A 13,712-nucleotide genomic window follows, 5' to 3' on the forward strand; every position below is an offset into this window, starting at 1 on the left:
CGCCCCCCGCTCCGCGCAGCGGACCCGGGAACACGGTCGAAAGTACGCACGAAAAATGGCTCTCGCCAGCAAGGAAGGCCGTACTTACCAGGGGCGCGAAGGGCCGGGACCAGCCCGGATGCGATCTCCATGGAACTCCGGTGAGACGCGGATCACACGACAGGCGCATTGACGTCCCCGAGCCGGGTCTCCAGTATCTGTAAACGTTTCCAGTTGCTGGAAACGTTTACAGCACGCACTCACACCAGGTCACGGATGCTCAGGGGACAGACATGCCGCAGAACGGGACACCGACCATCGTGTCGATCGCCCAGCGCGCGGGGGTGTCCATCGCGTCCGTCTCCCGGGTGCTCAACGGCGTCGGCGCACGCCCCGACACCGTCTCGCGGGTCGAGCGCGCGGTCGCGGAGCTCGGTTACGTACCGAACGCCGTGGCCCGCTCACTCAAGGGCGGCAGGACCCGGCAGCTGACCTTCGCGATGGAGGACATCGGCAACCCGGTGTACGTGGCGATGGTCCGCGGGATCCAGTCCGTCACCCGGGCCGCCGGATACCGGCTGCTGCTGCACTCCACCGACGCGGTCGTGGAGGACGAGCTCGCCGCGATCCGCAGTCTGGGCGACCGCACGAGCGACGGGCTGATCCTCTGCCCCATCCGCATCACCGGCGCCTACGCGAAGGCGCTCAGCTCGGCGGCCGCCCCAGTCGTGATCATCGGCTCGCTGCCGGAGAACGTGCCGGTCGACAGCGTCCGCGCCGACTCCGTACGCGGCGTCGGGCTCGCCGTACGCCATCTGCACGGGACGGGGCGGCGCAGGATCGCCTTCATCAACGGCCCGCTCGACACGGTGCCGGGACGCAACCGCGCCACCGGCTACCGCAAGGCCCTCGACGGCCTGGGCCTGCGCTACGACGAATCGCTCGTGGTGAACACCGACTTCGCCACCGAGTCCGGCGCAGCGGCGGCCGAGCAGTTGCTGGCCGCCTCCCCCGACGCACTCTTCTGCGCCAACGACCAGCTGGCCGTCGGCGCGGTCCGCACCCTGCACTCCCGCGGGCTGCGCATCCCCGACGACGTCGCCGTGGCGGGAATGGACGACAGCGCCCTGGCCCAGGCCGCCTGGCCGCCGCTGACCAGCGTCGACCTGGGCTCCGTCGAGCGCGGCAGGCGGGCGGCCGGACTGCTGCTCGCCCGGCTCGGCCAGGGCGCGGCCCCCGAAGCCCCGCAGCACAGCACCGCCGTACCCCGCCTCGTCGTACGCGCCTCCACCGCGCCGGCGACCGACCTGGAGAACCCGAGGTCCGTATGAGTCTCACCGCAGCCCGTGGCAAAGACGCCGCGGGCCACCGCGGCACCCCACCGCCCCGCACCCCCGACCAGCGCAGACGGGCGCTCGGTCTGGACCGGGGGGCGTGGTTCCTGCTGGCGCCCGCCCTGATACCGATCCTGGTGCTGAGCGTGGGTCCGCTGCTGTACGGCTTCTCGCTCGCCTTCACCGACTCGCAGGCCGGGCGCACCACGTCGACCCAGTTCACCGGCCTCGCCAACTTCGGCGATCTGCTGCACGACTCGCTGTTCTGGGAGTCGTTCCGGATCGGCATCGTCTGGGCCGTCAGCGTCACCGTGCTCCAGTTCGTGCTGGCGCTGGGCCTGGCCCTGCTGCTCAACGAGAACCTGCGCTTCCGCTGGCTGGCCCGCACGCTCGCGCTGGTCCCTTGGGCGATGCCCGAGGTGGTCGTCGGGATCATGTGGCGGCTCGTGTACCACCCGGACGCGGGCATTCTCAACAAGACGCTGATGCAGCTGCACCTGATCAGCGACAACGTCGACTGGCTGACCAGCCTCTCGGTGGCGCTCCCGGCCGTGATCGTCGTCGGTGTGTGGGCGGGGATGCCGCAGACCACCGTGGTGCTGCTCGCCGGGCTGCAGAACGTACCGGTGGAGCTGAAGGAGGCGGCGCAGCTCGACGGCGCCGGGATGTGGCGCCGCTTCACCACCGTCACCTGGCCCGCCCTCAGGCCGGTGGTGGTCGCCGTGACCGCGCTGAACTTCATCTGGAACTTCAACTCGTTCGGCCTGGTCTACGTGCTGACGCAGGGCGGACCTGGCGGCAAGACCCGGCTGCCGATGCTCTTCTCGTACGAAGAGGCCTTCAAGTACGGCCAGTTCGGCTACGCGGCCGCGATGGGTCTGGTGATGGTCGCCCTCATCGCGGTCCTCCTCACCGTGTTCCTGCGCAAGAAGCTCAAGGAGGAGGCGGCATGAGTGTCCCCGCACGGCTCCGCGCCCGGCGGACGGCCGGCCGCACCGGTCAGTACCTGGCCCTCCTGTGCTACCTGGTCTTCCTGGCGTTCCCGCTGCTGTGGCTGGTGTCCACCGCGTTCAAGTCCCCCAGGGAACTGGGGTCCATCAGCCCGACCTGGCTCCCCCAGCACCCGACCCTGGACAACTTCCGGGCCGCCTTCGACGCACAGCCGCTGCTGCACTCCGCGCTCAACAGCCTGATCGTGGCGGGCAGCGCGACGGTGATCTCGGTGGCGCTGGCGGTGCCCGCCGCGTACGCCCTGGTCCGCTTCCGCAGCCGGATGTCCGCGGTGGCCAACGGCTGGGTGCTGGTCAGCCAGATGTTCCCGTTCGTGCTGATCATCATCCCGCTGTTCCTGGTGCTGAAGAACCTGCACCTGATCAACTCGCTCGCCGGTCTGATCGCGGTGTACGTCGTCTGGAACCTGCCGTTCTCGCTCTGGATGCTCCAGGGGTACGTCAAGGCCGTCCCGGTCACGCTGGAGGAGGCCGCGGCCGTCGACGGCGCCGGGCGGCTGCGGACCCTGGTCAGCGTGGTCTTCCCGCTGCTGACCCCGGGTCTGGTCGCGACGGCGATGTTCACCTTCGTCACCGCCTGGAACGAGTTCTTCTTCGCCCTCGTGCTGCTCAAGTCCCCGGAGAACCAGACGATGTCCGTGATCCTGACCCGTTTCCTCGGCGCCGAGGGCGTCGCCGACCTGGGACCGCTCGCCGCGGCCTCCGTGATCGCCACCATCCCCAGCCTGCTCTTCTTCGCGCTGCTCCAGCGCAGGCTGGTCGGCGGGATGCTCGCAGGGGCGGTGAAGGGCTGATGCGCACCCGTAACCGGATCCGTACCGCGCTGACGGCGCTGGCCGCCGCTGCCGGGCTGGTCCTCGTCACCGGCTGCGGCCAGGGCGACAGCGGTGACGACTCGTCCGGCCGGGTCACGCTCCAATTCCTCAGCCTGGCCTGGCAGAAGGACTCCGTGGCCGCCAACAAGGCACTGGTCGCGCAGTGGAACAGACACCACCCCGACGTGCAGGTCACGTACGTACAGGGCAGCTGGGACGGCATCCACGACCAGCTGCTCACCTCCTTCGAGGGCGGCCAGGCGCCGGACATCATCCATGACGACGCGTCGGACCTCACGGACTTCGCGTACGGCGGCTATCTCGCCGACATACGCGGGATGCTGCCCGCGTCGCTACACAAGGACATCCCCCGGCAGTCGTGGGACATGACCACCTTCGGCAAGGGGATCTACGGCGTGCCGTTCCTCCAGGAGCCGCGGGTCATGGTCGCCAACACCAAACTGCTCAAGGCGTCCGGCGTCCGGATTCCCACCGCCGCCCACCCCTGGAGCTGGCCGGAGTTCGAGCAGGCCGCCAAGAAGCTCACGGTCCGGGGGCCGGGCGGGAAAACCCGGCGGTACGGCGTCGCCTGGTCGATGAAGGAGCCGGTGAGCCAGTCCGTCAACAGCTCCGCGTCCACCGGCGGGCAGATCTTCAAGAAGGCGGACGGCAAGAACAAGGTGAGCTTCGACGCCGCCGACTCCGCGGTGTCCCGGATCATCAACCGGCAGATCAACCAGGACCACACCGCGCCCAAGAGCAGTCTGGGCATGGGCGGTTCGGACACCCTGCCCGGGTTCTACGCCGGCAAGTACGCCATGGTGCCGCTGAACTTCTCCTTCCGGCAGCAGGTCCAGCAGCAGGCGCCGAAGGGCTTCGGCTGGACGGTCCTGCCGATGCCCGCGGGGAGCGGACCGCGGGGCAGCTCGCAGGGGGTCGTACCGCAGACCCTGTCGGTCTCGCAGGACTCGCACCACAAGCAGGCGGCGGTCGACTTCATCTCCTTCCTCACCCAGGGCAAGAACGCCGCGCGCCTCGCCCTCGGCGACTGGCTGCTGCCCGACAGCCGCTCGGCGCTGAAGGACCCGGCGCTGCGCACCCCGGAGAACGGCTGGCGCACCGGCAGCGAGATGGCCGGCGACCTGATCCCCTCCCCCGTACTCGGGGTGCGTGGCTACGCCGAGTGGAAGGACAAGATCGCCACCCCCGCCTTCCAGGAGTACTACAACGGCTCGATCGGTCTGAGCTCGCTGCGCTCCAAGCTGACCGGCGACGGCCAGCGGGTCCTCGACCGGTACCAGCGCTGACGCCTCCCGCGCCCGCGCCCGCACAACCCCAGAAATGAGCACGATCAGCCCATGAGCGGCAGCCCAGGCCCGGCCCCCGAAGCAGACACGGCGAACAGACCACCCCCGGCCCGGCTCCGGCGCGAGCGGCCCGGTCTCCCCGGTACGCTCCGGGACCGCGCCCGCGGCGCCCTCCTCGGCCTGGCCGTGGGGGACGCCCTGGGCGCCCCCGCCGAGAACATGAAGCCCTCCCGGATCCGGGAGCGTTGGGGCCGTATCGAGGGCTTCGTCCTGGACGAGCCGGCCGGTACGGACGACACCGAGTACGCGATCTTCTCGGGGCTGCTGCTCGCCGAGCACGGTTCGGCGCTGACCGTCGCCCATGTCGAGGCGGCGTGGCACCTGTGGATCGCCGACCGCGACGAAGGCCCGTTCCGCGGCGCCGGGTTCAGCGAGCGCGGCACCCTGGAGAACCTGCGGCGCGGGCTCGCGGCCCCGATCTCCGCCCAGCACCGGCACGCGTGGAGCGACGGACTCGCCATGCGGGCCGCGCCGTTCGGGGTGTACGCGACGGGGCGGCCCGCCGAGGCGGCCCGGCTGGTCGCGGTGGACGGCACGGTCAGCCATGACGGCGAGGGGATCTACGGCGGGCAGGCCGTCGCCGCAGGAGTGGCCGCCGCCATGGTGAGCGACAGTCCCGACGCGGTGGTGCAGGCCGCGCTCTCGGTGATCCCCGAGGACTCCTGGACCGCACGCTCGCTGCACCGCGCGGTCAGCGCGGCCCGCCGGGCGGTGCCGGGGCCCGACGGCTCGCCGCTCCCGGTCGAACGCGCGGTGCGCTCGGCCGTCGTGATCGGCGGGTACCCGTGGACCGACCTGGCACCCGAGGCGGTGGGCCTCGCCTTCGGGGCCTTCATCGCCGCACGCGGCGACTTCCGCGGGTCGGTGCTGACGGCCGTGAACATGGGCCGCGACGCCGACACCACGGCGGCCGTCGCGGGCTCACTCGCCGGGGCGCTCGGTGGCGAGAGCGGCATCCCCGCCCACTGGGCGGCCGCCATCGGGCCGGTGCGCGGCAGCTGTCTGCCCGCCATGGCCGGACGCCACATCCTCGATGTCGCCGACGCGCTGCTGCCGCTGAACGCGGTGCCGGGCCGGGCGACCGACCCGTCGAACGAGAACAGGCAGGCCGCCTCGTGACCACACAGCTGAACCGTCCCGCCCCCGAGTTGTCCGGCCGCGATCCGCACCGCCGGGTGGAGGGCCTGCTCCTGGGGATCGCCGCGGGCGACGCCGCGGGCTGGCCGGCCGGGCGGCACCGCGCGGCGCTGCTGCCCAACTGGACCCGCAGGCTCACCCGTGAACTGGACACCTTCGCCGAGCAGAACGCCACCACCACACTGCCGGTGCCCATCGCCCTGAACCAGCCGCCGGCCCCGCTCCAGCTGGGACCCTCCGACGACGCCGAGTGGGCCACGTTCACCGCGCAGGCGATCCTGTCGGCCGCCTCGTCGGGGCACAGCGATCTCTCCCCAGAGCAGCGGGTGCGCTCCGCGCTGGCGCTGGCCTGGAACGCGCTCGCCGACGAGGTGGCCGCCGCGTCCGCGCAGGCCGACGAGATCGAGTCGGCGCTGATCCCGCTGCGCGCCCGGATCTCCGTACGGGCCGGTCTCGGGAATCTGGCGGCGGGACTGCGGCCCCCGGCCACCGGCCATGACAATCCGCACCACTTCGACGACGCCGCCTGTGTGCGCGCCGCGGTACTCGCCGTGGTGCACCCCGGCGACCCGGCCGCCGCCGCCGACCTCGCGGAGTTCGACGCCCGCTACACCCAGGACGGTGACGGGGTGCACGGCGCCCGCGCGATGGCCGCAGCGGTCGCCGCCGCACTGGGCGGAGCGACGGCCGCCGCCTGTGTGGACGAGGCGCTCGCGCAGCTCCCCGACGGCAGCGAGATCCGCCGCAACGCGCTGCACGCGGTGGCGCTCGCCCGGACCGCGACGGCCGCCGGCACGGGACGCCCCGGCAGTGCGTTCGCGCTGGTCCCCGTCCTGGAGCACGAGATCGTCGACCACGTCTACAGCTACGGGATCGCCGCCGCCGAGACGGTGCCCGTCGCCCTGGCGATGACGCTCGCGGCCGGCGGCGCGCTCGCCGAGGCGGTGCCGTCCGCCGCCTGTCTGTCCCGGGTCGCCGACTCGGCGCCCGCGCTGGCGGGCGCCCTCACAGGCGCCATCGGCGGCGCCGGGTCCCTGCCCGACACCTGGCGGGACAGCTGCCGCACCCTCGTCGGCTGCGCCCTGCCCCAGCTGGCCGGCACCGACCTCGTCGAGGTCGCCGCACGGCTCGCCTCCCCTCTGCATGTCCTCCCGGAAGGAACCCGCTCATGACCGTGCCCACCCCCTCCCTGGAGGACCGCACCACCGGAGCCCTGATCGGCGCGGCCGTCGGGGACGCGCTCGGCGGCCCGGTGGAGGGCTGGACCCCGGAGGCCATCAGCGAGCGGCACGGCGGCCGTGTGCAGGGCATCGTCGAGCCCTTCTACAAGGAGGAATGGCGTACCGCCCGGCCGATCGCCCCGTACCACAAGGGCGACGGGCACGTCACCGACGACACCCTGATGACCCATGCGCTGATCCGCGTCTACGAGACCGTGCGCGACCACCTCGACGCGTACGCGGTCGCCGACCACCTGGTGCCCGACCTGATGGGCACACCGCGCTGGATCCCCGAACTGGAGGCGGAGGCACTGCCGTTGCAGCGGATCTTCCTCGCCGAGAAGTGGATCGTCGCGCGGCTGCACTACGGGCATGTCGACCCGCGTGAGGCCGGGGTCGGCAACATCGTCAACTGCGGCGCCGCGATGTACATGGCGCCCGTCGGCCTGGTCAACGCGGGCAGCCCGGCGAACGCGTACGCCGAGGCCCTGGACATCGCGGGCGCCCACCAGTCCAGTTACGGGCGGGAGGCGGCAGCGGTCTTCGCCGCTGCGGTGGCCGCGGCCTGCAAGCCGGGCGCGACCCCGGATTCGGTCGTCGGTGATGTGCTGGGACTGGCGAAGGACGGCACCCGCGCGGCGATCGAGGCGGTCTGCGAAGTGGCCGCCGCGCACGACGGGTTCGAGTCGGCGCTGAAGCCGCTGCGCGAGGCGGTGACCCCCTTCGACACGGTGGGCCCCGAGTACCGCAAGCCGTCGCTGGGCGCCCGCCGTCCGTCGCGGCTGCACTCCATCGAGGAGCTGCCGGTGGCGCTCGGGATGCTGCTCGCGGGCCGCGGCGAATTCCGTGAGACCGTACTCGGCTCCGTCAACTACGGCCGGGACTGCGACTCCATCGCCACCATGAGCGGTGCGATCGTGGGCGCGCTGTACGGCGAGAGCGCGGTCCCCGCCGACTGGGCCGGGGAGGTCGCCACGGCGAGCCGTCTCGATCTGCACACTCCGGCCGCCGCACTCGCGGGCGTCACCCGCGAGGTGTTCGCCCGCGATCTGGAGCGGCGCCGGGAGCACGAGGCGCTGTTCGGTGCCATCGCGGGTGTCCGGTGACGGCCCCCGGCTCCCCGGCGGCGACCGGCCGTCCGCTGCGGCTGACCTGGGTGCAGCCCGAGGACCTGGTGGGGCACGAGCTGCGCCAGGCGGCGCAGGACGGGCGCGATCCGGCGGCTGCCGAGCGGCGGTGGACTGCGGCGGGCGGCCATCCGGCGCCGGCCCGCGCGGGCGCTTCCGCCGCACCCGCCGCACCGGAGCTGCGGACGCTCGCCTGTGAAATTCTGGACGAACTGGGCGCGACTGCCTCGCCGTTGGCGGCCGACGAGCCGACGGAGCTGCCCGCGATCAGGGCGCTGTGCCCCGAGTGGCCCGCCCCCGCGGACGGTCCGGTGGACCGGGACGCGCTGCGCTCACGGCTTGAGGCGTCCTGGCTGGGCCGGGCCGCGGGCTGTGTGCTCGGCAAGCCGGTCGAGAAGCTGACGCTGGACGGCATCCGGGCCATCGCCCGCTCCACCGGCAACTGGCCGCTGGACAGCTGGTTCACCGAGGTGGGTCTCGACCCGGAGGTGGCCGCCGCCCATCCGTGGAACCGCCGCTCGCGCCCCACCTCGCTCGCCGAGAACATTGACGGCGCCCCCGAGGACGACGACCTCAACTACCCGCTGCTCGGGCTGCTGTTGCTCGACCGGTACGGGCCGGAGTTCAGCACCGCGGACGTGGCACAGCTGTGGCTGGACGAGCTGCCGGCCGGCCGGACCTTCACCGCCGAGCGGGTCGCGTACCGCAATCTGCTCGCGGGGGCCGAACCTCCGGACACCGCCGCGTACCGCAATCCGTTCCGCGAGTGGATCGGTGCGCAGATCAGGGCCGACGTCTTCGGCTGGACGCACCCGGGTGATCCGGGTGCGGCAGCCGCCGCGGCCTGGCGGGACGCGGTGCTCACCCATACGGCGAACGGGGTGTACGGCGAGATGTTCGCCGCCGCCGTGATCGCGGCAGCCGCGGGCGGTGGCGCGGACATCCACGCGTGTCTGCGGGCCGGTCTCTCGGTCGTGCCGCCGGGTTCCCGGTACGCGGCCGCCGTGCGGTTCGGTATCGGCCGGGCCGCCGCCGAACCGCTGGGCACCGCCGCCGCGTTCGAGTCGGTCGTGGACGAGCTGCACTCGGCGTACGGCGACCACCACTGGGTGCACGTACTGCCGAACGCGGCGCTGCTCGCGGCGGCGCTGACCCACGCGGACGGCGACTTCACCGGCTCCATCTGCCGCGCGGTGTCCGGGGGCTGGGACACCGATTCCAACGGGGCGACGGCGGGCAGCGTCGCCGGACTGCTCGCGGGCGGCCCGCGCGCCGTCCCGGCCCGCTGGACCGCGCCCCTGCGGAACCGGCTGGCCACCACGGTGGGCGGCCTGGACGGCATCGGCTTCGACACGCTCGCCGAGCGCACGCTGCGCCATGTGCGGCGGAGGGACAGGGCGGTATGAGCAGGGCAGCGGAGGAACAGCGACTCATGCACGACGACGACACGACAGACACAGCAGACGCAGCAGACCCGGAAGACCCGGAAGACACAGTGGGCCCGGCAGACGCAGCAGGCCCTCAGCCGTCCTCACTCGGAGGGCTGCGCGTCCTCGATCTGGCGACGCTCTTCGCCGGGCCGCTGGCCGCGACCCTGCTCGGCGACTTCGGGGCCGAGGTCATCAAGGTGGAGCACCCCCGCAGGCCCGACCCCTCACGCGGGCACGGTCCCAGCAAGGACGGCGTGGGGCTGTGGTGGAAGCTGCTGGGCAGGAACAAGCGCAACATCACGCTCGACCTCTCGTCGCCGGACGGTCGCGACGTGCTGCTGAGGCTGGCCGCCGGCGCGGATGTGATCATCGAGAACTTCCGGCCCGGCACCCTGGAGAAGTGGGGCCTGGGCTGGGAGGAGCTGTCCGCGGCCAACCCCCGGCTGGTGCTGGCGCGGGTGACCGGGTTCGGCCAGTTCGGTCCGTACTCCCGGCGCCCCGGATTCGGCACGCTCGCCGAGGCCATGAGCGGTTTCGCCGCCATGACCGGCGAGCCGGAAGGACCGCCGACGCTGCCGCCCTTCGGCCTCGCCGACTCGATCGCCGCGCTCTCCACCGCGTACGCCGTGATGGCGGCCATCGCCGGGCGGGACCGCACCGGGTGCGGCCAGGTCGTGGACATGGCGATCATCGAACCGATGCTGGCGGTGCTGGGCCCGCAGCCCATCTGGTACGACCAGCTCGGCTATGTGCAGCCGCGCACCGGCAACCGGTCGAACAACAACGCGCCGCGCAACACCTACCGCACCCGCGACGGCAGTTGGGTGGCTGTCTCGACGTCGGCGCAGTCGATCGCGGAGCGGGTGATGCGGCTGGTGGGGCGGCCCGAGTTCATCGACGAGCCGTGGTTCGCTTCGGGGGCGCAGCGCGCCCGGCACGCCGACGAGCTGGACGCGGCGGTCGGCGACTGGATAGCCCGGCACGACCGGGCCGATGTGGTGACGGCGTTCGAGGAGGCGCAGGCGGCCATCGCGCCGGTCTACGAGATCGGCGATGTCATGGCGGACCCGCAGTACCGGGCGCTGGGCACGATCGCGGAGGTCCCCGACGAGGAGCTGGGCACCATCAGGATGCAGAACGTCCTCTTCCGGCTCTCCGGGACGCCGGGCGCCATCAAGTGGGCGGGGAGGCCGCACGGCGCCGACACCGACGCCGTGCTGACCGGGATCGGCCTGGAGCCCGCCGACATCGCGGCCCTGCGGGAGTCGGGTGCGGTCCGGTGAGCGTGTCGGAGGAACTGCCCGCGCGCAGCCCGGTGCGGACCGTGCTGACCTGGTTGTACGTGCCGGGCGACCGGCCCGCTGTGGTGGCGCGGGCGCTGGCGGCCGGCGCCGATGTGGTGCTGGTCGACCTGGAGGACGCGGTCGCACCCGACCGCAAGGCCTACGCACGTGACGCCACCGCCGAACTCCTCGCCGATCCGGCCCCCGGCCCCTCGCCGGTCCATGTCCGGATCAACGCGCTGGACGGGCCGCTCGCCGAGGCGGACGTACGGGCAGTCGCCGGTCTTCCGGGCCTCGCGGGGCTGCGGCTGCCGAAGGCCAACGGGCCCGCGGAGGTGCGCAGAGTGGCCGGCTGGGCGGCGGCCGCCGCGGGCCGGGAGGGCGTTCCGCTCTATCCGATACTGGAGTCGGCGCTGGGCGTGGAACGTGCCTACGAGATCGCCACGGCCAGCCCAGCGGTGTGCGGGCTGGCTCTCGGCGAGGCGGATCTCCGGGCCGATCTGGGCGTGTACGACGAGGCGGGCCTCGCCTGGCCCCGGAGCCGCGCGGTGGTCGCGGCACGGGCGGCGGGACTGGCTCCGCCCGCTCAGTCGGTGTACGCGGACGTACGGGATCTGGACGGGCTCGCGGCATCCTGCGCACGGGGCCGGGCGCTGGGGTTCCTGGGGCGCGCGGCGATCCACCCGAGGCAGCTGCCGGTGATCGAGCGGGCGTATCTGCCCACCGCGGCGGAGGTCCGGGCGGCGCGGGACATCGTGCTGGCCGCGCCCACCGACGAGGGGGCGCTGGCACTGCCCGACGGCCGCTTCGTGGATGCGGCAGTGGTGGCGGGCGCCCGGCGCACGCTGGATCTCGCGGAACGCAGGCGCACCTGAGACGGAGCGCCTGCGCAACTGAGACACAGGGTGCGCCTGCGACGCGGGCGCTGAGCGGGCCGGTCAGCCCTTCTCGGCCTGCGCCTCCGCCTTGACCCCGGCCGGCTCGGCGGTCCCGGCTGCCTCGTCCTGCGCATCGGCCGCAGCCGGGCTGTCGCTCTTGCCGGCGTCGGCAGGGGCGTCGGGACCGGCACCATCGGCATCGGTACCGGCACGACCGTCAGCGTCCTCGGCCTTGGCGTCGTCAGCCCCGGCGGCCTCGGCCTCGGCGGCCTCGGCGTCGTCCCCGGCTTCCCTGTCCGCCTCCGCCGCGGCGGGCTCGACGATCTCCTCACGGCCCGGCCGCAGCTTCGCCGAGACGACGAAGTACGTCACGGCGAGCAGGAACATGATCAGCGCGGTCCAGTCGTTGAGCCGCAGCCCCAGGATGTGGTGCGCGTAGTCGACCCGCATGTGCTCGATCCAGGCGCGGCCCACGCAGTACGAAGCGACGTACAGCGCGAACGCCCGCCCATGGCCGAGCTTGAAGCGGCGGTCGGCCCAGATGACGAGGAAACCGACGCCGACGCACCAGAGCGACTCGTAGAGGAAGGTCGGGTGGTACGTCCCGGCGATCCTGTCGGGGCCCGCACTGATCTTCAGCGCCCAGGGCAGATCGGTCGGCTTGCCGTACAGCTCCTGGTTGAACCAGTTGCCCCAGCGGCCGATGGCCTGGGCGAAGGCGAGGCCCGGGGCCAGTGTGTCGGCCCACGCGGGCAGCGGGATACCGCGGCGGCGGCAGCCGATCCAGGCGCCGACCGCGCCGAGCGCGACCGCGCCCCAGATACCGAGGCCGCCTTGCCAGATCTTGAAGGCGTCGACCCAGTCCCGGCCACTGCTGAAGTACAGCTCGTAGTCGGTGATGACGTGGTAGAGCCGCCCGCCGACCAGGCCGAACGGCACGGCCCAGACCGCGATGTCGGCCACGGTGCCCACTCTGCCGCCCCTGGCGACCCAGCGCTTGTTGCCGTACCAGACGGCGACGAAGACACCGATGATGATGCAGAACGCGTAGCCGCGCAGCGGAATCGGTCCGAGATGGACCACGCCGGTCGACGGACTGGGAATGAAGGCAAGGTTCATGGCACCGCAGACGCTACATGGCCGGGTGGGCCGTCGGACCACCCACCCGGCAACGTATGCGTAACAAGGCCGTGCGTAACAAGCGTGCGTAACACCGTGCGTGACAGGGCCCTGTCCCGGTGGGCTCAGGCCGCGGGCGCCGGTGAGACCGTGCCCGCCTTCTTGCCCTGGTTGGCCTCGGTCACCCACTTCTTCAGATTGGCGGGCGAGATCTGCTCATTGCCCTTCTTCGGGAAGACCGACGAGCCGTTGAGCTCGACCGTCGGGGTGCCGCTGAAGCCGCCCTTCTGGAAGGCCGCGTTCGACCGCTTCACCCAGCTGTCGTGCTTCCCGCCGTTCACACAGGAGGTGAAGGCCGCAGTCTTCAGCCCCTTCACCTTCCCTGCCAGCTCGATCAGCTTGCTGTTCTGGGCGTAGGGGTCCGTGGTCTCCTCGGGCTGGTTCTCGTAGAGCACGTCGTGGTACGCGGGGAACTTCCTCTCGTCCTGCGCACAGGCGGCGGCGTTGGCCGCGCGCAGCGAGCCCGTGCCGCCCATGTTGCTGTCGATGAGCGTGGCGAGGTGGTACTCGACCTTCAGCTGCCCGGAATTCTCCAGCTCGTGGATCGTGCTGCGGAAGCCATTCTCGAACTGGCCGCAGGCCGGGCAGCGGAAGTCCTCCCAGACGGTGAGCGTGGACGGTGCGTCGCTCGCGCCCACGGGGACCGCCAGGCTGTCCTTTCCGGTCGCGCCGCTCGGCACGGTGAGGGGGCTGCTCGCGCTGTCACTGCCGCTGTCCGAGCCGGAGTTGGCCGCGACCACTCCGATCACCGCGGCCAGCGCCAGCACCCCCACCACGGAGCCGCCGACGATCATTCCCCGCTTGCGCCGGTCACGGGCTTTCTGCTTCTCACGCTCTTCGATGAGCCGCTCGCGGGCGGCCCTCTTCGCGTCTCGGTTCTTCTCGCTCACACCCGCAGCAACGAACCGGGGAGGCACGAGCGCGCCTCCCCGGTCCCAGTTCCACCCGTACGA

Annotated in this window: 12 protein-coding genes; 10 read left to right on the top strand and 2 right to left on the bottom strand. The window is 72.4% G+C overall.

Annotated elements, in window-relative coordinates; translation table 11 throughout:
• Window positions 1–272: 272 nt before the first annotated feature.
• Genes OHB13_RS07900 through OHB13_RS07945 form a run of 10 tightly spaced genes read left to right on the top strand, consistent with a single transcriptional unit; the run spans window position 273 to window position 11,577 of the window.
• On the top strand, window positions 273–1,310 hold the full coding sequence (locus OHB13_RS07900; RefSeq protein WP_328376501.1) for a LacI family DNA-binding transcriptional regulator: 1,038 nt from the start codon (window positions 273–275) through the stop codon (window positions 1,308–1,310).
• Window positions 1,307–2,266, top strand: a complete 960-nt coding sequence (locus tag OHB13_RS07905; RefSeq protein ID WP_328376502.1) for a carbohydrate ABC transporter permease — start codon at window positions 1,307–1,309, stop codon at window positions 2,264–2,266. The genes OHB13_RS07900 and OHB13_RS07905 overlap by 4 nt, the downstream gene beginning before the upstream one ends.
• Window positions 2,263–3,117 carry a carbohydrate ABC transporter permease gene (locus OHB13_RS07910; RefSeq protein ID WP_328376503.1) on the top strand — a complete coding sequence of 285 codons (855 nt, stop codon included), beginning with the start codon at window positions 2,263–2,265 and terminating at the stop codon, window positions 3,115–3,117. Before OHB13_RS07905 ends, OHB13_RS07910 begins: the two co-directional genes overlap by 4 nt.
• Window positions 3,117–4,445: an ABC transporter substrate-binding protein gene (locus tag OHB13_RS07915; protein ID WP_328376505.1), complete on the top strand. Its 1,329-nt coding sequence runs from the start codon at window positions 3,117–3,119 to the stop codon at window positions 4,443–4,445. The genes OHB13_RS07910 and OHB13_RS07915 overlap by 1 nt, the downstream gene beginning before the upstream one ends.
• A gap of 51 nt (window positions 4,446–4,496) precedes the next feature.
• Complete coding sequence (locus tag OHB13_RS07920) at window positions 4,497–5,624, top strand: ADP-ribosylglycohydrolase family protein (RefSeq protein ID WP_328376506.1); 1,128 nt, start codon at window positions 4,497–4,499, stop codon at window positions 5,622–5,624.
• A complete protein-coding gene (locus tag OHB13_RS07925; RefSeq protein ID WP_266857995.1) occupies window positions 5,621–6,814 on the top strand; it encodes an ADP-ribosylglycohydrolase family protein in 1,194 nt (397 codons plus the stop codon). Before OHB13_RS07920 ends, OHB13_RS07925 begins: the two co-directional genes overlap by 4 nt.
• Window positions 6,811–7,968 carry an ADP-ribosylglycohydrolase family protein gene (locus OHB13_RS07930; protein ID WP_328376507.1) on the top strand — a complete coding sequence of 386 codons (1,158 nt, stop codon included), beginning with the start codon at window positions 6,811–6,813 and terminating at the stop codon, window positions 7,966–7,968. Before OHB13_RS07925 ends, OHB13_RS07930 begins: the two co-directional genes overlap by 4 nt.
• Complete coding sequence (locus OHB13_RS07935; protein ID WP_328376509.1) at window positions 7,965–9,395, top strand: ADP-ribosylglycohydrolase family protein; 1,431 nt, start codon at window positions 7,965–7,967, stop codon at window positions 9,393–9,395. Before OHB13_RS07930 ends, OHB13_RS07935 begins: the two co-directional genes overlap by 4 nt.
• Before the next feature lie 26 nt (window positions 9,396–9,421).
• Complete coding sequence (locus OHB13_RS07940) at window positions 9,422–10,702, top strand: CaiB/BaiF CoA transferase family protein (protein WP_443062990.1); 1,281 nt, start codon at window positions 9,422–9,424, stop codon at window positions 10,700–10,702.
• The gene (locus OHB13_RS07945) at window positions 10,699–11,577 is read left to right on the top strand and encodes an HpcH/HpaI aldolase/citrate lyase family protein (RefSeq protein WP_266857987.1); all 879 of its coding nucleotides are present in this window, start codon (window positions 10,699–10,701) and stop codon (window positions 11,575–11,577) included. The genes OHB13_RS07940 and OHB13_RS07945 overlap by 4 nt, the downstream gene beginning before the upstream one ends.
• Window positions 11,578–11,640: 63 nt before the next feature.
• On the opposite strand, the gene lgt is transcribed toward OHB13_RS07945, so the two are convergent.
• Window positions 11,641–12,699: a prolipoprotein diacylglyceryl transferase gene (gene lgt / locus OHB13_RS07950; RefSeq protein WP_328376513.1), complete on the bottom strand. Its 1,059-nt coding sequence runs from the start codon at window positions 12,697–12,699 to the stop codon at window positions 11,641–11,643.
• 125 nt (window positions 12,700–12,824) lie between these two features.
• A complete protein-coding gene (locus tag OHB13_RS07955) occupies window positions 12,825–13,649 on the bottom strand; it encodes a DsbA family protein (RefSeq protein ID WP_266857983.1) in 825 nt (274 codons plus the stop codon).
• Window positions 13,650–13,712: the final 63 nt, after the last annotated feature.

Origin of the sequence: Streptomyces sp. NBC_00440, from assembly GCF_036014215.1 — a bacterium.
Classification (GTDB): domain Bacteria; phylum Actinomycetota; class Actinomycetes; order Streptomycetales; family Streptomycetaceae; genus Streptomyces.